General features: G+C 50.1%; 27 protein-coding genes. 4 read left to right on the forward strand and 23 right to left on the reverse strand.

All coding sequences use genetic code 11. The features are described from left to right. From KBS54_03220 to KBS54_03270, 11 genes are all read right to left on the reverse strand, one after another. Positions 1–492 carry a GNAT family N-acetyltransferase gene (locus tag KBS54_03220; GenBank protein MBQ0055140.1) on the reverse strand — a complete coding sequence of 164 codons (492 nt, stop codon included), beginning with the start codon at positions 490–492 and terminating at the stop codon, positions 1–3. A gap of 329 nt (positions 493–821) precedes the next feature. Continuing rightward, positions 822–1,703: a hypothetical protein gene (locus KBS54_03225; protein MBQ0055141.1), complete on the reverse strand. Its 882-nt coding sequence runs from the start codon at positions 1,701–1,703 to the stop codon at positions 822–824. A gap of 42 nt (positions 1,704–1,745) precedes the next feature. Beyond that, complete coding sequence (locus KBS54_03230; protein MBQ0055142.1) at positions 1,746–2,633, reverse strand: hypothetical protein; 888 nt, start codon at positions 2,631–2,633, stop codon at positions 1,746–1,748. Then, positions 2,600–3,097, reverse strand: coding sequence for a 2-amino-4-hydroxy-6-hydroxymethyldihydropteridine diphosphokinase (folK, locus tag KBS54_03235; GenBank protein ID MBQ0055143.1), 498 nt, complete (start codon positions 3,095–3,097; stop codon positions 2,600–2,602). Before folK ends, KBS54_03230 begins: the two co-directional genes overlap by 34 nt. Next, a complete protein-coding gene (folP, locus tag KBS54_03240) occupies positions 3,090–4,235 on the reverse strand; it encodes a dihydropteroate synthase (protein MBQ0055144.1) in 1,146 nt (381 codons plus the stop codon). Before folP ends, folK begins: the two co-directional genes overlap by 8 nt. Next, positions 4,235–4,879 (reverse strand): histidine phosphatase family protein, encoded by a 645-nt coding sequence (locus KBS54_03245; protein MBQ0055145.1) that lies wholly within the window; start codon positions 4,877–4,879, stop codon positions 4,235–4,237. Before KBS54_03245 ends, folP begins: the two co-directional genes overlap by 1 nt. A gap of 129 nt (positions 4,880–5,008) precedes the next feature. Further along, complete coding sequence (locus KBS54_03250; GenBank protein ID MBQ0055146.1) at positions 5,009–5,740, reverse strand: hypothetical protein; 732 nt, start codon at positions 5,738–5,740, stop codon at positions 5,009–5,011. A 107-nt stretch (positions 5,741–5,847) separates the two neighbouring features. After that, positions 5,848–6,486 carry a hypothetical protein gene (locus tag KBS54_03255; protein ID MBQ0055147.1) on the reverse strand — a complete coding sequence of 213 codons (639 nt, stop codon included), beginning with the start codon at positions 6,484–6,486 and terminating at the stop codon, positions 5,848–5,850. Between the two features lie 48 nt (positions 6,487–6,534). Beyond that, positions 6,535–7,503 carry a hypothetical protein gene (locus tag KBS54_03260; GenBank protein ID MBQ0055148.1) on the reverse strand — a complete coding sequence of 323 codons (969 nt, stop codon included), beginning with the start codon at positions 7,501–7,503 and terminating at the stop codon, positions 6,535–6,537. A 76-nt stretch (positions 7,504–7,579) separates the two neighbouring features. Continuing rightward, positions 7,580–9,010 carry a hypothetical protein gene (locus KBS54_03265; protein MBQ0055149.1) on the reverse strand — a complete coding sequence of 477 codons (1,431 nt, stop codon included), beginning with the start codon at positions 9,008–9,010 and terminating at the stop codon, positions 7,580–7,582. Positions 9,011–9,081: 71 nt separating this feature from the next. Continuing rightward, positions 9,082–10,974, reverse strand: a complete 1,893-nt coding sequence (locus tag KBS54_03270; GenBank protein MBQ0055150.1) for a DUF2207 domain-containing protein — start codon at positions 10,972–10,974, stop codon at positions 9,082–9,084. A gap of 236 nt (positions 10,975–11,210) precedes the next feature. Here KBS54_03270 and KBS54_03275 point away from each other — a divergent pair, with 236 nt between their 5' ends. Continuing rightward, positions 11,211–12,077 carry a MurR/RpiR family transcriptional regulator gene (locus KBS54_03275; GenBank protein MBQ0055151.1) on the forward strand — a complete coding sequence of 289 codons (867 nt, stop codon included), beginning with the start codon at positions 11,211–11,213 and terminating at the stop codon, positions 12,075–12,077. Between the two features lie 175 nt (positions 12,078–12,252). Here KBS54_03275 and rpsI read toward each other — a convergent pair whose 3' ends face one another. The 11 genes from rpsI to KBS54_03330 all read right to left on the reverse strand — a co-directional run bounded on the left by rpsI (position 12,253) and on the right by KBS54_03330 (position 20,975). After that, positions 12,253–12,663: a 30S ribosomal protein S9 gene (rpsI, locus tag KBS54_03280; GenBank protein MBQ0055152.1), complete on the reverse strand. Its 411-nt coding sequence runs from the start codon at positions 12,661–12,663 to the stop codon at positions 12,253–12,255. Positions 12,664–12,680: 17 nt separating this feature from the next. Then, complete coding sequence (gene rplM / locus KBS54_03285; GenBank protein ID MBQ0055153.1) at positions 12,681–13,115, reverse strand: 50S ribosomal protein L13; 435 nt, start codon at positions 13,113–13,115, stop codon at positions 12,681–12,683. Positions 13,116–13,275: 160 nt separating this feature from the next. Next, positions 13,276–13,506 (reverse strand): preprotein translocase subunit SecG, encoded by a 231-nt coding sequence (gene secG, locus KBS54_03290; protein ID MBQ0055154.1) that lies wholly within the window; start codon positions 13,504–13,506, stop codon positions 13,276–13,278. A gap of 116 nt (positions 13,507–13,622) precedes the next feature. After that, the gene (gene rdgB, locus KBS54_03295; GenBank protein ID MBQ0055155.1) at positions 13,623–14,249 is read right to left on the reverse strand and encodes an RdgB/HAM1 family non-canonical purine NTP pyrophosphatase; all 627 of its coding nucleotides are present in this window, start codon (positions 14,247–14,249) and stop codon (positions 13,623–13,625) included. Then, positions 14,246–14,992 carry a ribonuclease PH gene (gene rph, locus KBS54_03300; GenBank protein ID MBQ0055156.1) on the reverse strand — a complete coding sequence of 249 codons (747 nt, stop codon included), beginning with the start codon at positions 14,990–14,992 and terminating at the stop codon, positions 14,246–14,248. The genes rdgB and rph overlap by 4 nt, the downstream gene beginning before the upstream one ends. Before the next feature lies 1 nt (position 14,993). After that, on the reverse strand, positions 14,994–15,821 hold the full coding sequence (locus KBS54_03305; GenBank protein MBQ0055157.1) for a GerMN domain-containing protein: 828 nt from the start codon (positions 15,819–15,821) through the stop codon (positions 14,994–14,996). Between the two features lie 48 nt (positions 15,822–15,869). Next, positions 15,870–17,342, reverse strand: a complete 1,473-nt coding sequence (locus KBS54_03310; protein MBQ0055158.1) for an N-acetylmuramoyl-L-alanine amidase — start codon at positions 17,340–17,342, stop codon at positions 15,870–15,872. Between the two features lie 14 nt (positions 17,343–17,356). Continuing rightward, positions 17,357–18,724, reverse strand: coding sequence for a TldD/PmbA family protein (locus tag KBS54_03315; GenBank protein ID MBQ0055159.1), 1,368 nt, complete (start codon positions 18,722–18,724; stop codon positions 17,357–17,359). Continuing rightward, a complete protein-coding gene (locus KBS54_03320; protein ID MBQ0055160.1) occupies positions 18,724–19,551 on the reverse strand; it encodes a PHP domain-containing protein in 828 nt (275 codons plus the stop codon). Before KBS54_03320 ends, KBS54_03315 begins: the two co-directional genes overlap by 1 nt. Before the next feature lie 73 nt (positions 19,552–19,624). Continuing rightward, positions 19,625–20,437 (reverse strand): hypothetical protein, encoded by an 813-nt coding sequence (locus KBS54_03325; GenBank protein MBQ0055161.1) that lies wholly within the window; start codon positions 20,435–20,437, stop codon positions 19,625–19,627. Then, complete coding sequence (locus KBS54_03330; protein MBQ0055162.1) at positions 20,421–20,975, reverse strand: YfcE family phosphodiesterase; 555 nt, start codon at positions 20,973–20,975, stop codon at positions 20,421–20,423. Before KBS54_03330 ends, KBS54_03325 begins: the two co-directional genes overlap by 17 nt. Before the next feature lie 182 nt (positions 20,976–21,157). On the opposite strand from KBS54_03330, the gene KBS54_03335 reads away from it, so the two are divergent. Then, positions 21,158–21,523, forward strand: coding sequence for a hypothetical protein (locus KBS54_03335; GenBank protein MBQ0055163.1), 366 nt, complete (start codon positions 21,158–21,160; stop codon positions 21,521–21,523). 202 nt (positions 21,524–21,725) lie between these two features. Further along, positions 21,726–22,520, forward strand: a complete 795-nt coding sequence (locus KBS54_03340) for a TSUP family transporter (GenBank protein ID MBQ0055164.1) — start codon at positions 21,726–21,728, stop codon at positions 22,518–22,520. A gap of 204 nt (positions 22,521–22,724) precedes the next feature. Here the strand turns inward: KBS54_03340 and KBS54_03345 are convergent, their stop codons facing one another. After that, a complete protein-coding gene (locus KBS54_03345) occupies positions 22,725–24,362 on the reverse strand; it encodes an acyl--CoA ligase (GenBank protein MBQ0055165.1) in 1,638 nt (545 codons plus the stop codon). A gap of 239 nt (positions 24,363–24,601) precedes the next feature. Here KBS54_03345 and KBS54_03350 point away from each other — a divergent pair, with 239 nt between their 5' ends. Then, positions 24,602–25,867, forward strand: a complete 1,266-nt coding sequence (locus tag KBS54_03350) for a radical SAM protein (protein MBQ0055166.1) — start codon at positions 24,602–24,604, stop codon at positions 25,865–25,867. The last annotated feature ends 764 nt before the right edge of the window (positions 25,868–26,631 follow it).

Here is a 26,631-nt window from a genome sequence, read left to right on the forward strand (position 1 = left end):
TTATTTCCGTTTCAGCTGTTTGTTCGGGCGGACGAACATTATTTCGTCAATGCCTTTTATGAGATAGTCGGGGATTATGCCTATTTTTTTGAAGCCGACGGATTCGTAGAGCTGTTTGGCGCGGATGTTGAAAGTACTTGTCATTATAAACATGTTCGGTGCACCGGACTGTTCTGCGAGGCCGATGAATACGGAGAGAAATTTTTTGCCTATGCCCATGCCGCGGTATTTTTTCTTTACGCCGAGCAGCGCAAGGTACGGAAGCTCCGCAAAACCTTCCATAAGCACAACCATAACTCCGGCGATTTCACCTTCCGCAGTGCGGGCTGTAAGCGTGTTGCCGTTTCTCGTCGCGGGGTCAAGCATAAAGGAGAGCGACTCAGGATGAGGTTTGAAATAGTGGTCATGCAGCGCTGAATCGTCAAATACCGGATACATTTCGGGAAGCATGGCTTCCGTCGCTTTTTCAATCGTTACGTGCAATGCAGTCACTCCTTAAATAAAACAAATTACCGAAATGAATAATGCAGAATGAATAATGAATAATTATTACTTCGCGCCACTCGCTTTTGTCTCTTCGCTCGCTATAAGCTTTAAGCTATAAGCGTTAAGCGTTAGAACCTTTTTTGTCCGTCATTCCGTGCTTGACACGGAATCCAATGTCTTTGGTCTTTTCTTTTCAAAGCCTTAAAAAGCCACTGGTCTGCACTTCCGCTACGCTCCATGCAGAAAGACAAATCTTTTTTTGCTTATCGCTTCCAGCTTACCGCTTATTGCTTATTCTTCACTTTGCATTTTACACTATACATTTTGCACTGGTTCTACAGCATCGTTATTCCGTATCTTTTTGTAAGCTCCGCGTACTGCTTTTCGGCTTCTTCGCGCGGACCTATGCTGCTCGTACAGCCTGTGAGAACAAAAATCTGCGGACTGCGCCCTATTCTTTGAAGTTCTTCGCACAGCTGGCTGATCGTTTCGTACACGCAGTAGTCCATCGCTTCGCCGGCAACAATTATTTTATTAAAACGCGAGACGTATTCAAGCAGTTCGGTGTTGTCCGTCCCGGGCTCGCAGTATTCGGGGCGCAGCGCCCCGTAAAATTCGGAGTAGGGTATCCTGCCTTTGCCAAATTTTTTGAAGTCAGCCCTGCGCACCGCGGAGAAGAAGTTTGCCATGTTTGAAAACTGCGGTTCTATCGCGCCTCCCACACTTGCTTCAAGGCAGTGGTACGGCCAGATGCAGAGCCGTTTTTTGCCCTGTTTTTCAAGCGCTTCAAGATATTCGGCGCTTTTTTCGGGCATCGTGCGCGGTGTCCAGCGTCCGGCGTTGAGGTCTTTTTTTGTTATTATGGTGAAGGGCACCGGTTCGTTTCCGTTTTCGTCCTGCCACCAGCAGGCATGAAATATCTGCATAGGTGAGTGGCAGTCGCAAGTTGCGGCAACCGCCGATATTTTTTCAATGTTGTCGTACATAAAGCGCGTCAGCCGTTCAGCGTCTTTTTTTGCTCCCTTTACGCCGAGCTCCCCGTCGTCCATGAAGTCAAGCTGCAGGTCAACAGCAAGAAGAAGCGTTTTTTCAGCGTCTTGATCGGCAGGCGGCAGGTTTTCCGCCGCGGCAAGCGCGAAAAGCTCCGCGGAGGATACGTGATTTTCCGCTTTGCCTATTGCCTGGACGTCAACTATCTGTTCAAATTTTGTTTTCATTTTTTTGCTCCCTCAGGTCGCGGGAATGTCTCCCCTGTCCGCCTATTTCAGCGGAAGCAGTTCTATGTTATCTATCGTCAGGTTAGTAAAGGTTGCCGCAAGCGGTACCTTGCCTTCTGACAGATTTTTGTATTCCATGAACATTCTGACGTACGCCCTGTGAAACGACTCGTTTTTTTCCGTGCTGATAACGGAGCGCAGTATAGGAAGAAGCTGTTTGTACACGTCCGGAACAGGAATGAACTCAGGTCCCTCAGAGGTAAGTTTTATCGTGTATATGAAAGAATAGCATCTTTTTCCGCTGAGGGTTGTTGCAGGTATGGAGGGCGAAATGTACAGCGCGCAGTTTTTCGGAGTGCGTATTTTTGTCGGCACCGCGTCCCAGCGCGTGTATTCGTACGGCGAGGAACAGACGTATATTTTCGCGAGTCTGCTGAGAACGCCTAGCCAGAGATGAATACCGGCCTTTTCGTTTTCGTTGTTGAAGGAGATACGCCAAAGAAGGTCAGGCGTTTTGTCGCCGTCAACGTCATAGAAAAATTTGCTGTCAGCAATGTACGACAGCCCGTCCAGCTGTCCTATTCTTCTTGATGCCTTCGGCGTACGGATCCAGGCTGAAACTATGTTGCCGTCCGCGTCCTGGTCGTAGGCAAGAGATACTGCCGGATTATTGACGCGCAGTATGTTCGTTTTGACTGCATCTGTGTTGTTGTTCGCGCCCGGAAGCAGTATCACTGTGACCGTCAGCACTATCAGAAAGACGGGAACAACAAGTATCTGAAGCTTTCTCGTGTGTTTCGCTCCCGCAAATCTCTTTGCCGCTTTTCTTGCATCATGCGACATTTTGGAGGAAAATACTTTCAGGCTTCGCGGAGTTTTCGTTTTTTCGCTTTCCGTCAATCCGTATTTTTTCGGATGTATCCCAAACATGTCATTTTCTCCTTTGGCAGTTCGTCAAGCATCTCTTTTACTGTTTTTTTCAGCAGAGGGTGCACAAAGCCGGGCGCTATGTCATTCAGCGGAACCAGCACAAAGGCTCTCTCGTGCATGTATTTGTGCGGAACAGTAAGCTTTTCGCCGGCAATAATTTCGTTCTCAAAGAACACTATGTCTATGTCTATTGTCCGCTGCCCCCAGCGTGTTTTGCGGAGCCTTCCGAGCATAGCTTCAATTTCGTTGATTTTTTCAAGCACTTCGTATGCGCCAAGTTCGGTTTCTATGCCGACGCACATGTTTAGAAATTTCGGCTGGGCGGTTATACCCCACGGTTCTGTTTCGTACACAGGGCTTTCTTCGGTTATTTCAAATACGTCAGCAAGCATTTCAAGCGCCTGCAAAAGCATTTCCGTCCTGTTGCCTTCGTTGGAGCCGAGCGAGAGCCACGCTTTACGCATTTTTCAAGGCCCCGCAAAAATCCGCCGCACGCCTGTTTGCCGCAACGTCGTGCACCCTGACGTATTCAGCGTTCTGCAACACACAGAGCGCCGTGGCTGACAAAGTGGCTTCCAGTCTTTCTTCCGCTTTCAGCTCCGCGCCGAGGAAGCGTTTTCTTGAAACTCCGACGAGCAGCGGAAGCCCGAAGCCGCGGAAAGCACATAAATTTTTCAGCAGATACAGATTTTGCTTTTCGTTTTTGGCAAAACCGAAGCCGGGATCAAGAATTATTTTTTCGCGTTTCAATCCTGTTTTCTCTGCAAGCTCTATCTTCCGTTCAAAAAAACTGTTTATTTCAAGCAGTATATTGTCATATTCACACATTCCGTCCATAGTCACAGACGTTCCGCGGCTGTGCGTGAGAACGTATCCCGATCCATGGTCGCGGCAGGCTTTCACAATGTTTTCGTCTGCAAGCCCCGATACGTCATTGATTATATCAGCACCTTTTTCAAGCGCCGCTTTGGCAACCGAAAAACGGGTTGTGTCAACGGATATTTTGACGTCAGGCAAAGCCGCGCGTATTTCGGGCAGAACTGCGCGTATTTTTTCAAGTTCTTCGCTTTCGTCCGTTCTTTCCGCTCCGGGGCGCGTAGATTCGGCTCCCAAATCAAGAAGGTCCGCACCCTCGGATACAAGCTGCTTTGCGCGGCTTACCGCGTCCGAAACTGCCGTTCTGCTTTCTGCATAAAACGAGTCGTCCGTGAGATTTATTATGCCTGCAATTTTTGTTCTGACACGCACAGCATCGGCAGAGCATTTTTTTATGTCGTCCGCAAGTTCAGGAAAACCCCACCACGGCATCTGTTTCAGCTTTCCGCAGACCGAGGCAAGCTGCTTTTTGTCCGCAAATATCAAAACCCTGCTTGCTTCCGCGCGGCAGTCAACCGCATGAGCGTGCACGGCGGCGTCACCGCCTGCGGAGAGCAGTTCCTGTTTCAGGATGTTTGCCGCGGCGCACGGCATTGAATCTGCGAGAAGTGCCAGAGTTTCGCGCCTGTTTTCAAAAAACGGCAGACTTGCCGGATTTGCACCAATTTTTTTCAGCTCTTCAGCCAGTTCGTCTTTGCTGTTTACAGAAATTCTGCAGACCCGCATCAGTTAAACTCCCTGACAAACGATATGCCCCGCAGATGTTCAACGCTATTTGATTTAATCAGCGTGTAGCCGCGTTCCGGCGTGTGCACGAGACAGGAACAGGAGGCATTGTCAAGATGTATGCGCCACATGTAAGGCTTGGCTATTCCCAGAGCCGCAGCTATAAGCGGTTTCAGCACGCCGCGGTGCGAAACAACCGCAATTCGCGCCCCGCGATGAGAGTTGACTATTCCGTTCAGCGCGGCAAACGCACGCGCCTGCACGTTGTCAACAGTTTCCGCACCCTCTATGTTCAGGCTTTCGGGATTTGTCAGCCAAAGCTTCCACATTTTGGGAAATTCTTTTTCAAGTTCGTCTTTCTTCCTGTTTTCCCAGACACCAAGCCGCATATTGTTAAAGCCTTCCCGTGAAATCACGGAAAGTCTGTGCGGCGGAGCTATAAGCTCCGCCGTTTCCAGCGCTCTTTTAAGCGGACTGGAGTACACGTATTCAAGACGTTCGCAGCAAAGAGCCTTCGCTACCGCTTTCGCCTGCAGACGCCCCGTTTCGTTCAGGGGAAAATCGACACGCCCGCGCAGACGGTTGTCTGCGTTGCCTTCACATTCGCCGTGCCTAACAAGGTATATCACTGTCGGCGTGTCCACAGGGCATCTCCCCTTTCTTTAACTGTCTGACGTTATATTATATAAAATTTGCGTGATATTGACAAAGTTTTTATCTTTTTGAAAAACAAAAAACGGCAGGAGCGATCCTGCCGTTGACAAAGTCTGTGTTTAGTGAAATTTTCCGCCGCGTCCGCCGCTGTCTTCAAATATTTCGTAAAGCAGACCTTTGTCCCTGTCCCAGCCGTATTCGCCAAAGCTTGTTATGCAGCCGTAATTGTCAAGATAGATATATCTGCGGGTTTCAGCTATGCTGTGGGAGAGCTTGCCCTCATATCTCGGAAGGAACGGCAGTTTTCCGCGTATTTTTTTGACCGTCCAGTCTCCGCCGAGTCCGGTTTTCGCAATCACATTGTCTATTATCGCTTTGACTTCCGCCGGCGTTTCTTCAACAAACATTACTTTGCCGTACGCGGATTCGCCGAACTGCTGAAGCAGAAGCGCCGCGCCCCAAATTGTGTTTTCATTTGCTGAAAGCTCCTGAACCGCGGCAAAAAGCGCGTCTATCGCCATAAACTGGCGCGGTCTGCGAAAATCGGGGCCGGTAAGGTCTCTGACCTGCTCCCATTTTCCAGGATTGCCGTCGGGGAACATGGTGTTGACGAGCGTCATGGCTATTTTTGCTCTCTCTGCGCCTTTAGTGGTCCAAAGCTGTTTCCACAGCCCGAATTCCTCTTTTTCGCCCGCTTTGAGATTTGAGTATGCGTGCAGTACTTTCGCACCATCCTGAGCGATTTTAACCCTGTTTGCAGCCCACATAACCGTTGTGTCCCAGCTGTCTGCCGCAAAAGCAAAGGTTGCGAACGAAAGAACTATAAGAAGCGCCGCTAAAATTTTCTTCATATCTGTCACCCTCCGTTTCAGATTTCCTGTCTACGTCAGCATTGTATTGCAAAATCGCTGTTTATGCGTACGTAATTTTACTGATTTCTGCCCAATAAACAGAGTTTTTATTTGCCGTTTACCGTAATTTCTCTTTCCCAGAAGCCACCCTGCCATTCTTTGAATACAGCTTTGTCGCCAAGAATCTTCCAAAATTTCACGGTTTCTCCCGTCTTGCCGAAGATGTTTATTTGAACGCTGCCACCCTTTTTGAACGGCACAAACCACGCAAATTTTCCGGTGCTTACGTCTGCCTTTGTCACCGGCTCTTTGTCGCAGCCGGCAAACGAAATTATTGCCACTCCGCAGCTTTTGTAACCTCTTATGAAGGCTGACACGGCTTTTGCCTGAGCTTCGACTGTTTCACAGCCGTCCAGACAAGTGCGGCAGAATTTCGCAGCTCCGAGCAGAGGGTCTCCTGAATACATTCCGGAAGCCGCCGCGCCTATGCGCTCGAGCACTTCAAATTCCGTCCGTTCCGCATACGGCGCGGTTTCCCTGCGCAGCGCCGCAAGCAGATCGTCCTTGCCGTTTGAAAGCTGCCGGCAGATTTCGTCGTAAGGCTGAGGCAGTTCAGAAATTTTTTCCTGCTGTTCGGCTTCAGGCAGCGCCGAATGTCCGTAGACAGCCGTCTGCACTTCTTCTGCGGCAAAAACCGGCAGGGACAGTGCGCAAATCAGCAGTACAGCAAAAATATTTTTTTTCATCTTTTTTACTTCCTTTTTGGCAGTTATAAAAATTACCCGGTAATTGTCTTATTCCTTTTCTGCCATTTTTTCAACGAGCTGCGCCGTTTCACCGAGCGCGTAGGAGTCAATTTCTTCAAGCTGCGTTTCTTCCGCAGGAAGCGCCTGAATACGCTCTTTTGCCTCACGCACTTCGTCAAGGATTCCGAGCGTTTCGTAGCATTCCTCAAGGGCTTTGATTTCCTTTTTGTCCTCAAGCCGGTCTGTCAGGTAGCAGAAAAGAAACGCCGGCACTGAAATCGTCGTTATCCTGCGCTCGCTTGAACACCAGGGAACTGCAAGATAGTTGGCGTACATTGCCGTAAGTTCCTCGTCTTCGTCAGCGTTATCGTCCTCCGGCATATCCCATATCCCGAGCAGAAGGGTCGGAACGTCAGGCGCCAGCGACATGGCATAAAGCATTGCATCACGCACTTCTCCGGCGTCCGCTCCCGTTTCAAGCATTGCCATGACGCGCGCATGCTCGCCCATTACAGACGGTTCGTCTTCGTCTTCAAGCATGCGGAAAATATCGTTGTACATCTGAAGGTCAAGCATACAGCGGTAAATCAAGTCGCGAGCGGGGAAAAATTCCTCTTTTTTGTCAAGCTGCAGCAGTTCCCTGCCAAGCTCCAAAGCCTGTTCTTCCCTGTCAAGGTCAGGATTTTCGTCGTCAGCCCAGGCAAGCGACAGATAGCTCTGCGCAAGGTTAAGCAGCATTGAGCCGTACACCTGCGCATCCCTGCTGTCGGAAACAGAAGGCATTGCGTCCATCGCCTGCACGTGTGCGCGCTGTTCTTCAAGCGCGTCTTCCAGCAGCTCAAGATTGTCCACAGCCTCATCTATGTCCATTGATTTCCAAAGGGCAAGCCTACCGCAGGCATTCTTCGGGTCAAGTTCAAGAATTTTTTCCGCGGTTTCTCTCAGCTCGTCCTCCGTATCCGCCGTATCAAGGCGTTCGTAAAGCTCCGTAAGCTGCAAAACTTCGTCTTCGGTCATAGCAGTACCCCCGTTCGTTTAACCTGTTTATTATACTCTAAATCCGAAATGTTGGAATATCTCCGGCGCAGTAATTTTATTTCCCGCTGTTTTTCTGAAGCTGCTCCGCAAGCGCTTTCCAGGCATAAGGCTGTTCATGTCCTTTGCGCCAGCAGGCTGCCCCCGCAAGGTTAAATTCTTTAATCAAAGCCGCCCTTTCCGCAAGCGATTTTGCATTCTCAACCCAGACCTTGATTTTCTGTCCTTTTTCGCTGAATTCGTAATAGTCCTGCTTTTTGTCCGCAAGCCACACCGGCACAAGCTTGTGTTTCCGTATGAGTTCGTCCGAATCAGGCATAGTCAGGGTGGAGCCCTTGACCTTTTCTTTTCCGTTAGGAAGCGGGGTGCATACCCAGCGGCGCATATAGAGAGGAACGCCGAGCAGCATTTTTTCCGCAGGAACGCCCTCCTGAAGCGTCAGGTAAAGTGCGTATTTCGTCCACGGCAGGTCAGCTACGGAACCGGCGGTCGGACAGCCTGCCCAGTGCTGGTCATACGTCATGACCATAATGTAGTCAACAATGGAACTGAGCGCTTTTCTGTCGTGGCTTTTTGACATATTGGTATTCGCCGGCTTGTGCACGTCAACCGAGACGACGAGACCCGCTTCTTTCAGGTACGGCGCCGCTTCGCGGAGCAGTTGTGTGAACGCGTCCCTGTCCGCCACATCAATCTTCTCAAAATCAAAGTTGAAGCCGTCAAGCCCGTAGAGTTTTGAAAATGCAAGAAGCTGTGCAGTGAACAGCTTTCTTGCCTGCGCACTGCGCAAAAAAGCCTTTGTCAGCAGCGGTCTGTTAAAGCTGTTTGACACCAGCGCCCATACTTTCATTCCTCTTTTGTGCGCTTCAGCGGTATAAGCCGGAGACGTTATGTTTGAAACAAATCCGTCTGCGCTTTCAAGGTTGAACCATGTCGGAGAGATGACGTCAAGCCCGTTAATTACAGGCTCTGACGCAAGCTCTGGACTGTACGACGTGACGTATTCCCACGCCAAAATTATGGGCTGTTGCAGCCCTGTTGTGCTTTTCGCAGGAAAAGCCGCTATTTCTTTCGGAAGCACGCGGACGCAGGGCTGACCGTTTGACGTTTCAACAAAACAGCCTGTCAGTTTTTCAAGACCGGAAACGTTGATATATTTTATTTTCTGCACTTCGGCAGCCCTGAAATGGAGCCTGAGCGTATTGCCGGCAAGCTGTTCCAAAGATGGAATTCCGAAAACTGCGGCGGGGTTCTGTACCGTAATGACAAAACCTTTTCCGTCAAGAACGCTTTCAAGCACCGTTCCGGTTTTTTGCAGGGCAGCAGCTTCAATCCACAAATCGCCTGATTTGCTGAAAGCCGTCGTATTTATTCTTCCGCCGTCCGCGGTAAGAATATAGGACTGAAAGAGTTTTTCGTCCTTAGCAAAACAGCACGCAGCAGAAAAAATCACAGACAATACCGCCGTAAAAAAAATAAATTTCTTCATTCGTTTTTCCTTCCTAGTGTCCACCTTTACTATACAACCTTCAATTGGTCATTGGTAATTGGTAATTATCTTTACCAGCCGCTTCCGCCGCCGCCTCCGCCGCCCCCGCCGGAGAAACCTCCGCCGCCGAGTCCCGAGCCCCAGCTTCCGCCGAGACTGCCTGCGCTGTCACCCTGCGAAACGGGAACTGCCGCCGAGCGGACGCTGTTTCCGAAGGTGCCCGTAAAATCGCGCGGAATCCAAACTACGCTTCCGCTGTACCACCGCGGTTTATAGGCGGCATCGGCAAGCACACCGCTGAAACGGTCAGCCCACGTTTCCGCAACGCCGAAAGCAAGCGCGTAAGGCAGCAGTTTTTCAAAAAGCTGCGGCGTTTCTTCCGGAGAATTAAGCATTTCAAGTCTGTCTTTTTCTGCCGCCGTCATGTACATTTTCAGACCTTCAGCGGCAGCGTACAGTTCGGCGCCGCGTTCGTTCCTTGCCTGCATGAGCGGACGAAAGACCGAAACTGCGGCGCAGGACGCGCTGAAAACAACAAACGGAAGCGGGTTGTTGCCAAGAGATGAAACAATCAATGCGCCGATTCCGGCAAAAACAATCTGTAACAGAATGCGGCGGAAAAAAGTCCCAAAATTGAGCTGTCCGGGCTTTTTGCCGCGCTGCATTGCTGTCAGGAACATAATAACACCGCCGATGCCGCACGCAAACATATCCAGCGGAAAAAACTCGTCGCTGCGAAAATAAAGCAGCGCGACACCCAAGACATAAATCAGGGCAGCCGCGGAAAACGGGGCAGTGTTGCTTTCGCAAAGCCTGCCAAGCTGCTGTCTGCACGCCATTTTAACGCTGATTTCCGCAGCGTTAAGCGTTTCATACTGTTCGCAGGACAAATCAATCGTATCACAGTTATCAAACAGTCTGCTGTACAGCTGTCTTTCGTCTTCTGTCAGATTTTCGGGCAAAGTATCAGTTTTATGCAGAATATAACTGACCGGAGTTTTAAAAATCAGTTTCCGTTCCCCGCCGGTCCTCTCGATCGTGAGCGCTCCTTTAACCGCAAGGTCTACGATATCCGCGGAAAGCAGCGTCCTGTCGTCAAACTCAAGCTTTTCGGCATAGCTCAGCGCCGCGGGCGATATTCCTTCAGGAGCATGAAACAGCGGTATCACGGGCTTAACAGGATCCCGTCCCCAGCGGTTCCATGCGTAAAAAAGCCAGCCGAGCACCGCAAGGAAAACCAATATTCCGATAACGGAATGTGTTTTCGGATCGTCAAGCTTAGGAAGCGGCGGCTGAGCAACAATTCCCTTTTTCCAGCCGAAAGCAACCGTAAGCCCCTCTCCGGGAAGCAGCGTGCGGACTGTCTGAACGGAATTTTCCGCAGTAAGCTGCGCATCGTTTTTTGCGCCCTTCTCCCCATAGCTTCCGACGTACCATTCAATCGCAGTAAAACCTTTTCCGAAAGCTGTTTCCGGCAGCTGTACCGCACAGGAAGCCCTGCGTATCGGGAAATCCCATTCGTTTCCCGTTACGTTCCAGTAAAGCTCGTCATGGTCATCGAAGAAACCTATTTCACCCCTGACGGTGTAAAACAGAGTAAAAACGTGTACGCCGTGCGGTATAACGGCGTCCGCGCTTCCTATGCGAATCAGGCACTCGCCGCCCGCACGTTCGACAGAGCAGGGTAGCTTTTCCCCGTCCAAAAGCACTCCGTCAAGCGCAAAACCGACAGGACGCCGGCGTCCCAGAGCATCGGTGCGCACGACAGGAAATTTCCTGATTATTCCGTGCGTTACGCTCACGTTTTCAACGTTTATCCTTATGCTTTCCTTAACGCGGATATCGCTGTTTTTCTGAATTGAAACAAGCTGGCTGTAATCAAGAATTTCCTCAGCCGCGAAAACCGGCAGAGGAGAAAGCAGAAACAAAAACAACACGGACAAAACGGCATACAGTTTTTTCACGTTACGATCTCCGGGTATGCTGCGGCTTTTGGCATGCGCTGAACGCCGCGTATTTTCTGCTCTTATTATACATTATCACAGGAAAAATTAGCAGTGTTATTGAGTATTTCTTATTTGTGAAATTTTGAACAATTTTGAACAAAAGTTAAAAATAATCAAACGCAGTTGACAAAAATAAAAATACTGATAAACTTTGGAACTGCTTATCTGCGGATAAGAGAAAGGACAGGATACAGATGGAGAATCTGGAACTTCAGAAACTGCTTACGGAACGTATGCAGACCATGCCGAACAAAGCGCGCAGGGTTACTGAATATCTGCTTTCACATATGCGCGAAGCCTCGTATCTCTCAATAGGGGCAATCGCCGAACAGCTTAACGTGTCAAAAGCGCAGCTCGTCAGAGTTGCGCAGAATCTCGGATTCAAAGGCTACTCAGAGCTTAAGACGGCAATTCAGGACTGCGTACTTGAACAGATCAATCCATCGGCGCTTCTTGCGCGTGCGCAGCATTCCGACAACAGTGTTGAAGAAAGCATATATCACGCCGAACTGGTGAACATTGAAGATACGATGAAACAGATTACGGACAAGGACGTTGACTATTTCTGCGACCTGCTTTCAAAGGCAAACAACATTTACTGCGTTGGCTGGGGAATATCCTCCCTTGTGATGGAAATGCTTCAGCTCAGGCTCACGGTAATGGGCTGCAAGGCAACGCTTTTCCGCAGGGGCGGACTTACTCTCTGGGAACAGATGCGCTGCGTCAGAAAAGGCGACGTAGTCATAACGTGCGAACTTCCAAGCTATACAGTCGAGGTAAGCGAAGCGATAGAGATAGCCGTACAAAACAGCGCAAAAATCGTTACCATAAGCGATTCACCGGCTGCACCCGTGTGCCGCTCCGCAAATCTCAGCTTCTTCGTGTCAGCTTCAAGTCCAACCTTCGGAAGCAGCATTATCGGACCTCTTTTCCTTACGCACATACTTACTTCGGCTCTTGCCATATCGCTTGGCGAAACCGCCAAACAAGCGCTTGACAAACAGGCTGAATTCCTGCATGACGAGCGTATTTTCCACCCTATATTCGGGTTGAAATATTAATTCTGAGAACACGCAAAAACGACTGGCTGATGCCGGTCGTTTTATTTTCACAAACTGTTGAATAAAGTTCTGTCTTTATGGGGAACAAAATAATCTGTTCAATTTTCGTCCGTATCCTAATACCCTCAAAAAAAACAGTCTCCCCTGCGGGAGACTGTAAACGCATACTGCGTAATTAACGTTTTGAGAACTGTTTGTTGGCTCTTGCTTTCGGCTGTCCGACTTTTTTGCGTTCGACCATTCTCGGGTCGCGTCTGAGCAGACCGGCTTTTTTAAGAACCGGACGAAGTTCCGGATTAAATTTTATGATAGCTCTTGCAAGACCAAGCGAAACCGCGCCTGACTGTCCTGTAAGACCGCCGCCGTGCACGTTGACAAATACGTCTATTTTGCCTTCGAGACCTGCAACGGCAAGCGCTTCCTTAGCTTTTGACGCCCAAATCGGACGCGGGAAATAATTTTCTACTTCGCGGTTGTTGATAAGAAACGCACCTGCGCCTTCACGAATGCGAACGCGTGCAATGCCGTTCTTTCTTCTGCCTGTGCCCCAGATAAAGGCCGGAGCCGCCGTTTTCTTTGCTGCCATAACCTTATCCCCCTGTCCTACTTAAGCTCTTCAGGCTGCTGTGCCGTATGCGGATGCTCAGGGCCTGAGTAGACTTTGAGTTTGCGATACATGTCACGACCGAGTTTCGTTTTCGGAAGCATGCCTTTAATAACTCTCTCGATAAGGTGCTCAGGTTTGCGTTCAAGCACTTCTTTGTAGGTCTCTGAACGGAGTCCGCCCATGTAACCCGTATGGTGTTTGAATGTTTCCTGATCAAGCTTTTTGCCGGTAAGACCGATTTTTTCGGCGTTTACGATTACCACGAAGTCGCCCGTGTCAACGTGAGGCGTGTAGGTCGGTTTGTCTTTGCCCATAAGTATGCGGGCTGCCTGTACTGCAAGACGGCCGAGGTGTTTGTCTGTTGCATCTATAACGTACCATTTGCGTTTAACTTCTTCACCTTTGGCCATGTAAGAACGTGTTCCCAACATGTTGTTTCCTCCTAAATGAAGCTGCTTTTTTCTGTTTTATTTCCAAATCTTCTTTCTCCTTCCTTTACATGGCGATTGCGAAGGTTCGCCACCGGGAAGGCGCCTGCCGTTAACGTGGGAAAAACGGCTGACGGAAGGAAGTTTTTTGGCTTTTTATCTGCTAACGGATAATCAGCTGGAGTATCGAAAGAACCATGAATGCCGCAATGAGTCCGGCTGTTGCTTTGTGAAGCCCGCTCATGCGCTGCCATGTTCCGTTGCCGCTCATATCAGCCTGCGTACCGCTGCCGAACGCGCCTGTAAAACCGCCGCTTTTTCTGTGCTGCATAAGCACGACCGCAATAAGAGCTATGCAAACTATGACGTGAATCACTGTCAATACTGCTTTCATACGTAGCACCTCCAAGAATGCAAACCGCCCGGACTGCCTCCAAGCGATAATACTCCAAGTTACATACAAGGGAATATTATACACTTTTTTGTGCATCGCGCAAGAACTTTTTTTATTTATTTTCCTGCTCTGAAAATCTGGACACCGCTTCTGGTTTCAGTACGGTTAAACCGCATAAAAAGCTGTCTGAGTGCCGCAAGTGCCTTTGCCCTGTGAGATATTTTTTCCTTTACCCCAGCGCCGAGTTCGGCAAAACTTTTATCATAGCCGTCCGGAATAAAAACAGGGTCATAACCGAAGCCGGAATCCCCCCGCGGTTCCTCTGCGATTTTTCCGCCGCAGTAGCCCGTAACCGACAAAGGCTGTGCGCTGCCCGTAAAGACCACCGTCAGACACGCCACAAAACGCGCGTTTCTGTTTTCTCTGCCCTTAAGTTCGCCAAGCAGCCAGTCTGTCCTGTCAGCGTCGCTGCCTGAAACTATTCTTGCGGAATTTATTCCCGGCAGTCCGTCCAGCGCTTCAACTTCAAGTCCGCTGTCATCGGCAAGTGCGGCCATTCCTGTCGCCTCTGCCCAGGCTTTTGCCTTGAGCAGCGAATTTTCGGCATAGGTTGAACCCGTTTCCTCAACGTCAAGCTCTGGAATAAGCTCTTTCCCGAACACAAGCTCAATACCGGCAGGCGCCAGAGCTTCTTTCATTTCTTTGTATTTGTTTGCGTTTCCGCTGGCAAGCACTACTTTCATGCAAACAGTTTCTCCTCGTATTCCGTCAGTTCAAGCGCTTCACGCTGGAGTCTCTGAAGCTCGGACACTCCCTTGCCCGCAAGTTCCGTGAGCCGGTGCAGTTCGTCCGGGGAGAACACCCTTCCTTCGCCCGTGCCCTGAATTTCTACAAAATCACCGTGACCCGTGATGACAAAATTTGAATCCACTTCTGCCGAAGAGTCCTCCGCATAGCAGAGGTCAAGCATCGGGACACCGAGCACCATACCGCAGCTTACGGCGGCAATCTGCTCTTTAAGCGGTATTTTTACAAGTTTTTTTTCTCTTTCCATTGTGCGAAGCGCGTCAAAAAGCGCTACAAAACCGCCGGTTACCGATGCGGTGCGCGTACCGCCGTCAGCCTGCAGGACGTCGCAGTCTATCGTTATCGTGTATTCGCCAAGCTCGTCAAGCTTGACAGCCGCACGGAGAGAGCGCCCTATAAGCCTCTGAATTTCCGTACCGCGGGAATTCGGCCTGCCCTTGCTGATTTCACGGCTGTTTCTTTCCTTTGTGGCGCGCGGAAGCATTGAATATTCCGCTGTCACCCAGCCCTGTCCCATACCGCGGAGAAAAGGAGGCACCTTTTCTTCCACCGAAGCCGTACAAAGCACTCTTGTATTCCCGCACTCTATGAGACAGGACCCTTCCGCGTACATATTGCAGTTTCTTTCAAGCTTTACTCTGCGCAGTTCGTCCGCCGCGCGTCCGTCAATTCTCTTCATGTTAAAGCTCCCACTGTTCGGACAGGTCAACAGGCTGCGTTACACCAGGCTGGCGGCTGTTCACATAAAATTTTATCTTTTTAACGGAGAAATTTTCCTTCAGTATGGAAAGCATACCCGTTATCAACGCCGCCGCCTGTTTTTCACCCAATTTGGACATATTGTTTTCAAAATCTCCGCCAAGATTGAGGTACAGCAGATTGTCGCTCTTAAACAGATTCAGGATTGTCACGTCCGAAGAGATAATTCCGGCTTCTTTCAGGTTTGCGAAATACATTTCAAGCAGTTTTTTCATATCCTGTTCGACAGTTCCGCGGGAAATTTCAACGCTGCGGACGGAAAAATCCTTCCCGTTCGGAATAAACAGCTTGTATTTTGCGGTTCCGTCACTTTTTGAAACAGGCGTCTGTTTTTTCTCCTGTTCCTTTCCGCTTTTCTGAAACTGAGCAGTTCCTTTTTCCGCAGCAGGCCTGTCTTCATGCCCCATAACACCGGCAAGGTAACCTGTCCCGTAATATCCCGCGGCGAATATAGCCGCAAGGAAAACGAGCATTGCCAGAATACGGACAGCCAGCGGCGTACGCGGAGGTTCGCTGTCTTCGTCGTAATCGTCCTCCGTGCCGTCTTCAAAGAGCCTGCCTTCGGTTTCTTCAAAGGCAGCTTTTTTCTTTTTCTTTCTTCCGCCGAACAGGCTTCCCTTGTCAGCGTCTTCAAAACGGCTGCGCGGCGCTTCCCCGTATTCGTCGTCCGTATCGTCAAAATCGTCGAACAATCCGCCGTTCTGCTCGCTGTATTCCGGATCGAAACGGCTGTATCGTCTTTCAGGCATTTTCTATCCCTCCCGTTGTTTTAAAACCGCTGTACGTTTCCAGCCGGTTTAAAGTTTAACGTGCGTCTGTATATAATCAACTATACCCTGCGCAAGACTGCTGACAAGGCGTTCCCTGTAGGACGCGCTGTTAAGCCTTGCCGCGTCTTCAGCGCTGCTGAGATAACCCATTTCCACCAGCACGGCAGGCATTCCCGCTCCGCGGAGAACAAAGAACGGCGCCTGGCTGACTTTTCTCATCTGCAGTCTGTTTGCTTTAATTTTCTTGTTCATTGATTCTATCAGCTGCGTGCTCTCGTTTATTTTGTTGTTCTGCTGCATGTCTCCGAGAATTTTAAGCAGCAGTCTTGTTTTTTTGTCAGCGTTTTCCAGAGCGGCGACAGAGCTGACATCCTTACTGACTTCCTTGTTTTCTTCAATGGCAAGGCGCAGAGAATCTTTGTCGCGCGGCGAAGCCATGAGGTATATTTCTATGCCTTTCGTGCTGTCACTCGGCTTTGGAAGCGAATTGCAGTGGAGAGAAACAAAGACGTCAGCGTTGTGTTTGTTCGCAAACGCCGTACGCTCCTGAAGCTTGAGGAAAACGTCCGTACTGCGCGTGTACATAACGCTGGCACCGTAATCTTTGAGAACTTTTCCAAGCTCGGTTGCAGCCTTCAGGTTTATGTCCTTCTCGCGGACACCGTGTCCCAGAGCCCCCGGGTCATGCGCTCCGTGTCCGGCGTCAATGACTATAACCGGACGGCGTTTTTTTGTAAAAACAGTTTTGGCGGTGCCGGCGGAAGCTGCCTGAACTTTTTCGGCGTTTTTTTCAACAGGCTGTTCTGCTGTCTTTTCGGGCTCCTCTGTTGTCTGTTTCTCCGGCTTCGGTGCGGCGGTTTCTTTCGCCGCTGCCTTTTTTTCGGCAGCTTTATCAGGAACGGTTTTTGTACCGGCGCCGGCAGTTTCTTTCACCGCCGGTTTCGTAAGTTTGCTTTCTGTTTCGTCGGAACGTTTTGCGTCTTTAGTCCCGCCGGCAAGCGAAATACCGGTTTCCAATGCTGTAGTTATCTCAGCCTTAACTGAAGATTTTGCCGTACTGCCGGAAATATTTTTCTTTTCTTTCTTTTCGGAAAACGAAACTGACGCGTCAATTCCCGCACTGCGGCACAAATTGTTGAAAAAATTTTCCGCAGATTTATATTCTGCCCACCAGTGCCCGTCCGCAAAACGGGCAGGAGCGCCGAACATGCTTACAACACCGTTGACGCGCGCAATTTCAGACTTGTCCCACACCTCGGCTTTTTTGCCGTTCAGAATAAATGCAGTCCCCTCCGATATATCTTTCCTTTCACAGCCAAGCAGCTGTGCCACTGTGTCAAGGGCGGCATACGTCCGGTTCGCCTCAGTCTTTGCCGGAACCTCGCCTTTGTTTACACCCTTCACAAACAGAGCTATTTCCGAAGCACAGCATGCGGAAGCCAAAACCAGCAGCAGAAACACCACCGCGAATATTCTTGTAAAAAAAGCCGTTTTCTTCATCGCTTCAACCTCTTTTACTTTCCGGCAACCGTTATGTTTTCAACAACGAGGGCGGCTGCCGAAACGGCGTCAAAAAACTGCACGTCGGAGCCCACCGCAGTTATGTTTTTCAGAAAATCAAACAAATTCGAGGCAATGGTTATGCCGCTCACGGGGCGTGTTTTCTCACCGTTTTCAATCAGCAGTCCCTTAGCACCGACGGAAAAATCTCCGCTGACAGGGTCAATTGTATGCAATCCCATAAACTCCGTGAGGTATATGCCTTTTTTAAGCGACGCTACAAGCGCCTGCTCCGTCTCGCCGCCGCCTTTCAGCACAAGATTTGAGCAGCCCGTGTTCGGCAGCGTTGAAAGTCCGCGGACACAGTTCCCTGTCGATTTTACCCCGTCCTTGTACGCGCTCTGAAGATTGTACAGATAATTCTTCGCTATGCCGTTTTCTATAAGCACGGTTTCGCCGGTCGGAACACCTTCGGAATCCCAGCAGGAGGTTCCTGCCTTCCATGGAATCCGCCCGTTGTCTGAAAGGGTAAAGCATGCCGAAGCAACGGCTTCTCCAAGCTTGCTTTTCATCATGGATCTGTTCTTCTGAATATCCGTCGCACAGAACAAATCGCCGGTAATTTCAATAAGCGATGCCGCTGCTTCCGGTTCCAGTACTATCGTGTAATTTCCCGTCTTCACAGGAGAGCCCCCGAGAGCCGAAACAGCGTCCGAAACGGCGCGGAGCGCCGTTTTTTCAACGTCAAGCTCGCAGAGCCTGTGCGAATCCATGCCGTAGCCGCCCATCTCCGTACAGCCGTTCTGCTGTGCGAGGACTACAGCCTCGCAGCTTGCGGAACTGCCTCTCTCCCAGCCCGAAAGCCCCTCTGTCGAAGCGTAAAAATCGCTGCCCCGTCCGTCCTGCCAGACAACTGCGCGTACGGAAATTATCCTGCTGTCCGCGCTGCCTGCCAAAGCCGTAAGCTGCCTGCAGCTTTCCATTCTCTGCTGCGCTGTTATTCTGTCTATTTCAGGGTCAATCCGCAAGATTTCGGGGTCGGCAAAAAGAGGTTCGCCGCTATAAAGAAAAACGCCTTCTTCCGGCTCGGCTGACCCTGCGTTTGAAAGACTCCAGTCAAGCAGTTCGGAAACGGAAGCCTTGTCAAACTTGTCGCCGCTTGCGGCACCCTGCCGTCCGCCACCGAGCAGCACGCGGACGCCGAGCGCTGAACTTGCGCCCGAAATGCACTCCTCAACCTCTCCGTCTTTAAGCGAAAGACTGTTTCCCTCACCCTCGGAATACGCAACCTCGGCGCCTTCTGCGCCCCTGCGCTTTGCCTCGGTAAGCAGCCAGTCGGCAAGAGCCTCTATATTTTCCCTGTCCGCCGGTTTCCAGTTCATTATATCGAAAGACCGAGCCTCGCCCACGGCAGTAAATTTTCGTCAACGTCTATGCCAAGCTGAATAGTCTGCCCGGGGTGTCCGTGGAAATCAGATCCGGCAGTCGGGTACAGGCCAAACCGTTTGGCTTCCTGCATGTAATCGTAATTCTGATACACGCTGTTCTTGGAATATTTTGCCTCAATTCCCCAAAGACCGTAGTCCTTGAGCCTGCAAATCAAATCTTCAAAATCCCTGCCAGTCAGCTTCGTCTGCGCAGGGTGGGCAAGCACCGGAAGCCCTCCGGCTTCAATGATGAGCTCTATGCACTCGCGCGGCGTCAGTCTTTCTCTCTGCACGTAACCGGGGGTCCCCACGCTCAGATATTTTGCAAAAGCCTCGCCGATTGAGCTGACGTAACCCTTTTTCATAAGTGCGCGGGCAATATGCGGACGCGCGATGACAAAACCGTGCGCCTCGGCGGCAACGTCGGCATAAACTATATCCAGTCCGTGCTCGCGAAGCTTGCGGCATATTTCAAGATTGCGCTGGTTTCTGTGTTCGCGGATAAACTCAAGTCTGCGCTCAAGCGCACGCGTTCCAGGCTTCAGTCTGTAACCGAGAATATGCAGCGTATAAGGAGCTTCCGCCGAAAGTTCTACACCGTTCAGCGACTGAACTCCGTGTCTGCGGCAGGCTATGTCAAAATCAAGCAGACCGTCCGTAGTATCGTGGTCAGTCAGCGTAATAAACGTCAGTCCTCTTGCTTTCGCTGCGCAGGCAAGCGCATCCGGCGTATAGGTGCCGTCCGAATATATACTGTGTACGTGCATGTCAATTCGTATCATATCTGCCTCCGTCAGCCGTTCCGTTTCGTTCGCTTAAATTACCAATTTACAAATTACCAACTGCAACTCGTAATTATTCTTTCGCTCTCAGCGCGTAAACCGCCTGTGCGGTTAAAGCCGCAAGCAGGGAAAGTTTGTCCCTGTCCTCCGTCGAAAAAAACGACGGTATGCGTGAATCTATTTCAATTACGCCAAGCACCTCGCCGCAGACAGTCATAGGCGCGGCTATCAGCGAACGCGCCTCCCTGTAAAGCGGCAGGTCCTTCTCAAAAACAACCGAAACGCGCCGATAAGGAATCATTCCGGCATAGCATTTCCAGACAATTCCGCCTGCCCTGTTCAGCTTCCGCATCGCTTTGCCATCGTGTTCCGGAAGATACAAAAGCCCGGAACCATCAGCAAGAAGCACAAAAACTTTGCATGAAGGCAGCATCCTCTGAAGAAGCGCATGGGCTTTCCATGCAGCCTCCGCATCGCTCGCGCAATAGGATAAAACGTCCGCGAAAGCGCTCATTTCGGGGAACACGGCGCGCATCATATCGCGGTAATACCGCACAAAACCACAGGCAACGCACATAACCACCAAAAGCAGGACAACGTCCGTCCAACTGAAAATATCCGTCAATGAACCGGTCAGCGCAACCGCCGAGCATATCACAAGATTGGTTCTGTGTGCCCATCTGCCGAACGCTGTCAGTCCGAGAAATGACGAAACAAGCACCAGCGCAAACAGGGAAACGGAACTGCACGCCGCCGCCGCATAACTTCCGGCAAGCAGAAAAGCAATCCACGCAACCTGCGCCCAAAAACCTTTGTGTATGAAAATAACAGACTTTCGCGCTGACGGCCTTTCAGTCTGCTTCTTTTTTCTAAATCCAAGCCTCATCAAACAAATGTTTCCCATCCAGTGTTAAAATCGAAATCCCCTCAGCGTCAGCCACCGCCACGGACGCCGGCTGTGTTCCCAAAGGACGCGACGCAGAACCGGGGTTGACAAAAATCACGTCTCCGAGTCTCTCAAGCTTTGCAACGTGCGTATGGCCGGAAATCACAAGAGACGCGCCGGCGTTTGCGGCATCGCGCCTGAGCAGCGCCGGATTATTCCCGTGCGCCATGGCGACAATTCTGCCGTTCCAGTCCACCGAAACAAACGGCTGAAGAACAGGCAGAAGCAGCTCCTGATCGCTGAAACGGTCACAATTGCCCATCGCGGCAAAAATTTCGCAGGAACAGGCGTTTATCTCATTTGCCAGACTGTCCGTCACAAAAGCTCCGTCGTAATTGTGCATCAGCACGTCACCGGCATGAAAAATCGCTCCGCAGTCGGAAAAAAGCTCAACAGCCTTTCTCCATGCCGCAGTATCGCCGTGTGTATCAGAGATAATACCTATCTTCCCGCATTCGAGCCTAAGCACGCCAACCATCCTTTTGCCACAATCAGCCGAGGTATATTATAACGCAGATTGCGCATTTTTGCTCCCGTCAAAAGTTTTGCCGCCGGCATAATTACGGGACAGAACGGCTTGGAATTTTTTCTTTTTCTTTGTGCGGCAGTGCGCGGATTGTAATATAATATTCCCAACAACAGACAACGGAGGCAGGAAGAATGGAGCTTGACATAAAAAATTTGCAGCAGCAGGACGCGGCAGGACTTGTAAAATCTCTCGAACTGGTTTCAGCAAGACTTATTGAGTGCATTACAAAAACATCGCAGACAGCCTGTTCCGCCACACCGGAAACGCAGCAGCTTTTTAATCAGTGGCTTGAGCTTGTAGGGGATCAGATTCTTGACGCCGCTGAAAACGGCGTTCTCAAACCCGGCGAACTGGCGCTTGAAATCGGCGTTACCCCCGACACGGTTATCTCTCTTGCCGTAGCGCTTCACAGACAGGGAAAGCTTCGTATCACTTCGCTCAGTGTCAGCGGCGGAAACGGATCAAATCACGACATCTGCGGATGCTTGAAAAATTAATTACCAATTACCAATGACCAATTGAGGTGTTGCAGCAAGCTGCAACGTTTTAACTTAGAACCTTAATAGAGTTAACAGACTTACAAGATTTTTTGTTTTACGCTTTTAATTTCAATGAAGGCTTGCTTGTGCCCTATGGGTACGAAGCAAGCCCGCCACAATGAATTGATAATTGGTAATTGCTTTTACAGAGGTGCTTTTAATGTTCACTCTTTCGTCTGATTTTGCGGTTTCTTATCCTATGCTTGTTCTGGTATCTTTTCTTGTGGGGCTCGGCAGTTTTGTTGACGCCTCGGCAGGCGGCGGCGGACTGATTACCGTTCCGGCGTATCTCCTCACGGGTATGCCTGCGCATTTCGCTTACGGGACAAACAAGGTTTCCGCAGCCTGCGGCACGTTCCTTGCCGCCGTTAAATTCTGGAGAAGCGGCGCAATGAATATTTTTGCGGCGTTTTGGGCAATGCTCGGTTCGCTGACAGGCTCGTACATCCTCGCGCGCGCCGCGCTTATGCTTTCCGACATGACGCTCCGCACGCTTCAGCTTGTGGTTATTCCTTTCGTGGCAGTCGTTATCCTTGCCCGCAAAAATTTCAGCGACGAGGACCGTTCGGGTATTTTTTCAGGCAGAAAACTGGGCCTTATGTCCTTCGTTATCGGCTTCTGCATAGGCGGTTACGATGCCATTATCGGTCCCGGAACGGGAACCTTCGCAATCATCGCTTTTGCCCTTGTCACAAAATTTGACCTCAAAACCGCTGCCGGAAACGCCAAAGTGCTGAACTGCGCCTCAGGCGCCGCCTCGCTTGCCGCTTTCGCCATGGCGGGAACCGTCTACTGGAAGCTCGCGGTTCCAACAACGATATGCAGTCTGCTCGGCAATCAGCTCGGCGCAAGGCTGGCGCTCAAAAACGGCGCAAAATACATCCGCCCGATGCTTATCTGCGTGCTTTCGCTGCTGCTTATCAAGCTCGCCTGCGACGTAATCGGAAGAATATAACAGCCGCCCGTTTCACTAAGCTTGAACAGCGGACGCAGAACAACGAACTGAAATCAAAAAGCGTTAACGCATATGCCGTTAACGCTTTTTCAAAACTATACTAAATTAAATAATTTTCAGTTATGACCGCATCCTAAAAGGTATGCCCCGTCTGTGTTTCGTTTTTTTGTTCTTCGTTCTTCGTTTGCCGTTCTTCGTTCTTTCCTACGCCATATTTTCTTCTTCTACAATTTTATCCGCGTTGTACATTTTGCGCAGCTTCGGTTTTTCAATTTTTCCCGTAGGGTTGCGCGGAACGTCGGCGAAGATGATTTTTACCGGGCGTTTGTAGCGCGGAAGCTGCATACAGAATTCGCGCACCGCGTCTTCCGTAAGCGTATGCCCCTGCTTAATTTCAATAATCGCCGCCGTTATTTCACCGAGGCGCTTGTCGGGAAGTCCGATGACCGCAACGTCCTTGATGTCGTCCTGTTTGTGCAGGAAATCTTCAATCTGAACAGGGTAGATGTTTTCGCCGCCTGATATTATGACGTCCTTTTTGCGGTCAACAAGGTAGTAGAAGCCTTCCTCGTCCTGTTTCGCCATGTCGCCCGTGTAGAGCCAGCCCTCAGCGTCAAGCACTTCTTTGGTCGCTTTCGGGTCGTTATAGTAGCAGAACATTACGCCGGGACCCTTTACGGCGAGTTCACCTACTTCGCCCTGCTTCACTTTCTGACGTCTGCCGTTGACTATTTTGCATTCCCAGCCGTAGCCCGGCACGCCTATTGCACCGACCTTGCGGACGTTTCTCAGTCCGAGGTGGACACAGCCCGGTCCTATGGACTCGGACAGTCCGTAGTTCGTGTCGTACTGGTGCTTCGGGAAGTAGTCTTTCCAGTGCTGTATGAGACTGCGCGGCACAGGCTGGGCGCCGATATGCATAAGCCGCCACTGGCTGAGTTCGTAGGCTTCTTTTTTCAGGTCGCCGCGGTCAAGCGCGTCAAGAATGTCCTGAGCCCACGGAACAAGCAGCCATACTATCGTGCAGTGTTCCGAGGATACTGCCTGCAGTATTGCCTCAGGCTTCGTACCCTTCAGCAGCACCGCGCGGCTTCCGCTTACAAGGCTTCCGAACCAGTGCATTTTCGCGCCTGTGTGATAGAGCGGCGGTATGCAGAGGAACACGTCGTTTTTCTTCTGTCCGTGGTGCTTTGCTTCAACCTTAGCCGCGTGCACAAGCGAACGGTGCTTGTGCAGTATCGCTTTCGGGAAGCCTGTCGTGCCGCTTGAGAAGTATATAGCGCCGAAATCGTCGTCAGTAAGCTTTATGCCCGGGCGTCTGCTTGAGTAATTCTGAACCTGCAGCGTGTAGCTTTCCGCAAAGGTCGGACAGGCGTCGCCTACGAAGAAAAGCAGACGGTTTTTGGATATTTTTTCCGCTATTTCTTCAACCCTGCCGATAAATTCAGGTCCGAAAATAAGTACGTCAGCCTCCGAAAGGTTTAGACAGTACTCTATTTCGTCCGACGAGTAGCGGAAATTAAGAGGCACCGCAAGAGCGCCGGTTTTAAGCACGCCGAAGTATATCGGCAGCCATTCAAGACAGTTCATAAGCAGAATGGCGACCTTGTCGCCTTTCTTGATTCCGCGCGCAAGCAGCATATTGGCAAAACGGTTCGCCTTTTCGTCAAAAATCTGCCAGTTTATTTCACGGCGGTACGGCTCGGGGCTTGTGGACTGTATGAGATCGTATTCCCGCCACGTTCTGCGCAGATTGTCCTGCACTGCCGGATTGAGCTCGACAAGAGCAATGTCTTCCGGATACTTGTCCGCGTTTCTTTCAAGAAGTTTTGTGATTGGCATTCATATCTCCCCCTTTAGTGTTCCGCCGCGGATGCACTTTAGCACTGTAAAGTGTTTTAGTGCGAAACAGGCATTATTATACGCGGCAAAAAGCTTTTGTCAAGACAGTTGGCACTTTCACGCCGTTGGGCTATAATCTTGCCGGTCGGCACCTGTAAAAGCGATTGCCGGTGACGAATTATCAATTACGAACGGTCGTATCGTAATTGGTTTTTAGGTACTTATAACGGAGGATTCTTATGACTACTTCCGAACTTCTGACTTTATCAGGCAAAAAAATTCTGGCGGTAAATCCTCCCGTTGAGGATTTTGCCTTTTTTGATCTGTGGTCCAAACCGCTCGGACTTCTCTATCTGCTTGAAAAACTGAAGGGAAAAAACGAGGTTGTCTTTATCGACTGCATACATGAGGGTGCTGTAAAAGAAAAAAGCTTCGGGCGCGAAAAAATCGCCGAAACCGAAATTGAAAAACCGCAGGTCTACGCTGAAGTAAAAAGAAAATACCGCCGTTTCGGCATGTCTGACACGGCTTTTCAGGCACGGCTTGAAAGCTGCGGAGAGCCTGACCTGATACTTGTCACGTCGGTTATGACCTACTGGTACGGCGGAGTAAAACACGCGATTGAAATACTGAAACGGCATTTTCCGAACACGCCCCTTTATCTCGGCGGCATCTACGCACGCCTCTGCCCCGAACACGCGGCGACACTCGGCGCCGATGAGGTACTGACCGACTTCTGGCTGCCGGACGCGCCTCATCCCGCGTTTGAGCTGTACGAAAAACCGCCCTACGGAATAACCATGACCTCTTTCGGCTGCCCGATGCGCTGTCAGTACTGCGCTTCGTCGCTGCTCTGGCCCGTTCACGTTCACCGCACAGCGGAAGAAATCCTTGCGGAAATTGAATTTGAAGCGTCACTCGGCATTGAAAATATCGCTTTTTACGACGACGCTCTGCTGATTCAGAAAGAAAAATATTTCTACCCGCTCGCAAACGCCGTTAAAACGCGCTTTAACGGAAACCTTGCGCTTCACACGCCGAACGGCCTGCACGTGAGGGAGATAGACTCAGAATGTGCGGAAACGTTAAACTCGGCGAATTTTCAGACGCTCCGCCTGTCGCTTGAAAGCATTGACCCTGACATTGCGCGCGCAAGCTCGGGAAAAGTTGAAAGACAGCAGTACAAAACAGCCGTTAAAAATCTGCTCGCCGCCGGCTACACGCCGAAAGACTGCGAAACCTACATTCTTCTCGGACTTCCCAGACAGAGCCTGCAGTCAGTAAAGGAAACGATAGACTTCGCACGGGACTGCGGAGGCACGCCGAAGCTCGCCGAATTTTCGCCAATTCCGGGCACTCCGCTCTTTGAGGAAGCGGCGAAAAAAATTCCCGCCCTCCGCAGCGAACCGCTGCTTCAAAACAACAGCGTTTATTCAAGCTTCGTCTCGCACATGATGAGCGAAGAAATCCTGCAGGAACTCAAAGATTATTCAAGAAGAAAATAAACCGCCAAAAATACGCAGTGGCGCGGATATTTGTTCCGGGTCATTTTTCGTTGTCCAATAACAGGCAGAAATCTGTAAAATATTGTTCGCTATTTTTCGCAGAATAAATTTGGATAATTTTGACTAAAACACCTAAGCACAGTATTTACAACGCTTTACGGCTTATTGACACACTTTTTGCAATAAAAAAGCAAAAAAATAATTTCTTTTGCATTTCTTTTTCATTTTTTTGTTTTTTTATTTCCGAATAAGTTCCGAACGCAGTTTCTAACTGACTTTTTCGTTATCCTGTTACAAATTTCTTTTAGTGTATCATTTCAGTAAATATGACATAAAGCCTTGATATTACTATGTTTTTCAGCAGTTCTTCGTTCTGCGTTCGCGGCATGTTACAAATTTCTTATTCCATGAACATTACAGTACAGAAGGGAATGAGATTTGCCGCTGGTTTTATTTACGGCTTTTCTTCCCGATTAACGTCAGAAATACGCGGTGGGTTTGCCGGAACTTTCTTTGCCGCCTGTTTCCCGGAGGACGTTTTGAGGGTACCTTCTACGCATTACGTAGTGCGGGAGTTCACGCAACACCTGATAAGCACATTCTAGTTGGGTCAAGCAAGGCGCTGAAATACTTCGGTAACGGTCGCGGTTCGCGCCGGATTTCAGGGCTGCGACATGTGCCCCTTTCAGGAGAACTTCCGAAATGTCTGCAGACGGGCGAATAACAATAAAGTGTGTTATCCGTTAATGTTGTTGTACCAAAAT

It is taken from the genome of Candidatus Equadaptatus faecalis (assembly GCA_018065065.1).
Lineage (GTDB): Bacteria > Synergistota > Synergistia > Synergistales > Synergistaceae > Equadaptatus > Equadaptatus faecalis.

Excerpts from the sequence above, each read along its gene's own strand:
- KBS54_03225 (MBQ0055141.1), bottom strand. The coding sequence starts at position 1,703 with ATGAAAACAAAATTTGAACAGATAGTTGACGTCCAGGCAATAGGCAAA.
- KBS54_03230 (MBQ0055142.1), bottom strand. The coding sequence starts at position 2,633 with ATGTTTGGGATACATCCGAAAAAATACGGATTGACGGAAAGCGAAAAA.
- folK (MBQ0055143.1), bottom strand. The coding sequence starts at position 3,097 with ATGCGTAAAGCGTGGCTCTCGCTCGGCTCCAACGAAGGCAACAGGACG.
- folP (MBQ0055144.1), bottom strand. The coding sequence starts at position 4,235 with ATGCGGGTCTGCAGAATTTCTGTAAACAGCAAAGACGAACTGGCTGAA.
- KBS54_03250 (MBQ0055146.1), bottom strand. The coding sequence starts at position 5,740 with ATGAAGAAAATTTTAGCGGCGCTTCTTATAGTTCTTTCGTTCGCAACC.
- KBS54_03255 (MBQ0055147.1), bottom strand. The coding sequence starts at position 6,486 with ATGAAAAAAAATATTTTTGCTGTACTGCTGATTTGCGCACTGTCCCTG.
- KBS54_03260 (MBQ0055148.1), bottom strand. The coding sequence starts at position 7,503 with ATGACCGAAGACGAAGTTTTGCAGCTTACGGAGCTTTACGAACGCCTT.
- KBS54_03265 (MBQ0055149.1), bottom strand. The coding sequence starts at position 9,010 with ATGAAGAAATTTATTTTTTTTACGGCGGTATTGTCTGTGATTTTTTCT.
- KBS54_03275 (MBQ0055151.1), top strand. The coding sequence starts at position 11,211 with ATGGAGAATCTGGAACTTCAGAAACTGCTTACGGAACGTATGCAGACC.
- rpsI (MBQ0055152.1), bottom strand. The coding sequence starts at position 12,663 with ATGGCAGCAAAGAAAACGGCGGCTCCGGCCTTTATCTGGGGCACAGGC.
- rplM (MBQ0055153.1), bottom strand. The coding sequence starts at position 13,115 with ATGTTGGGAACACGTTCTTACATGGCCAAAGGTGAAGAAGTTAAACGC.
- secG (MBQ0055154.1), bottom strand. The coding sequence starts at position 13,506 with ATGAAAGCAGTATTGACAGTGATTCACGTCATAGTTTGCATAGCTCTT.
- rdgB (MBQ0055155.1), bottom strand. The coding sequence starts at position 14,249 with ATGAAAGTAGTGCTTGCCAGCGGAAACGCAAACAAATACAAAGAAATG.
- rph (MBQ0055156.1), bottom strand. The coding sequence starts at position 14,992 with ATGAAGAGAATTGACGGACGCGCGGCGGACGAACTGCGCAGAGTAAAG.
- KBS54_03305 (MBQ0055157.1), bottom strand. The coding sequence starts at position 15,821 with ATGCCTGAAAGACGATACAGCCGTTTCGATCCGGAATACAGCGAGCAG.
- KBS54_03310 (MBQ0055158.1), bottom strand. The coding sequence starts at position 17,342 with ATGAAGAAAACGGCTTTTTTTACAAGAATATTCGCGGTGGTGTTTCTG.
- KBS54_03315 (MBQ0055159.1), bottom strand. The coding sequence starts at position 18,724 with ATGAACTGGAAACCGGCGGACAGGGAAAATATAGAGGCTCTTGCCGAC.
- KBS54_03320 (MBQ0055160.1), bottom strand. The coding sequence starts at position 19,551 with ATGATACGAATTGACATGCACGTACACAGTATATATTCGGACGGCACC.
- KBS54_03325 (MBQ0055161.1), bottom strand. The coding sequence starts at position 20,437 with ATGAGGCTTGGATTTAGAAAAAAGAAGCAGACTGAAAGGCCGTCAGCG.
- KBS54_03330 (MBQ0055162.1), bottom strand. The coding sequence starts at position 20,975 with ATGGTTGGCGTGCTTAGGCTCGAATGCGGGAAGATAGGTATTATCTCT.
- KBS54_03335 (MBQ0055163.1), top strand. The coding sequence starts at position 21,158 with ATGGAGCTTGACATAAAAAATTTGCAGCAGCAGGACGCGGCAGGACTT.
- KBS54_03340 (MBQ0055164.1), top strand. The coding sequence starts at position 21,726 with ATGTTCACTCTTTCGTCTGATTTTGCGGTTTCTTATCCTATGCTTGTT.
- KBS54_03345 (MBQ0055165.1), bottom strand. The coding sequence starts at position 24,362 with ATGCCAATCACAAAACTTCTTGAAAGAAACGCGGACAAGTATCCGGAA.
- KBS54_03350 (MBQ0055166.1), top strand. The coding sequence starts at position 24,602 with ATGACTACTTCCGAACTTCTGACTTTATCAGGCAAAAAAATTCTGGCG.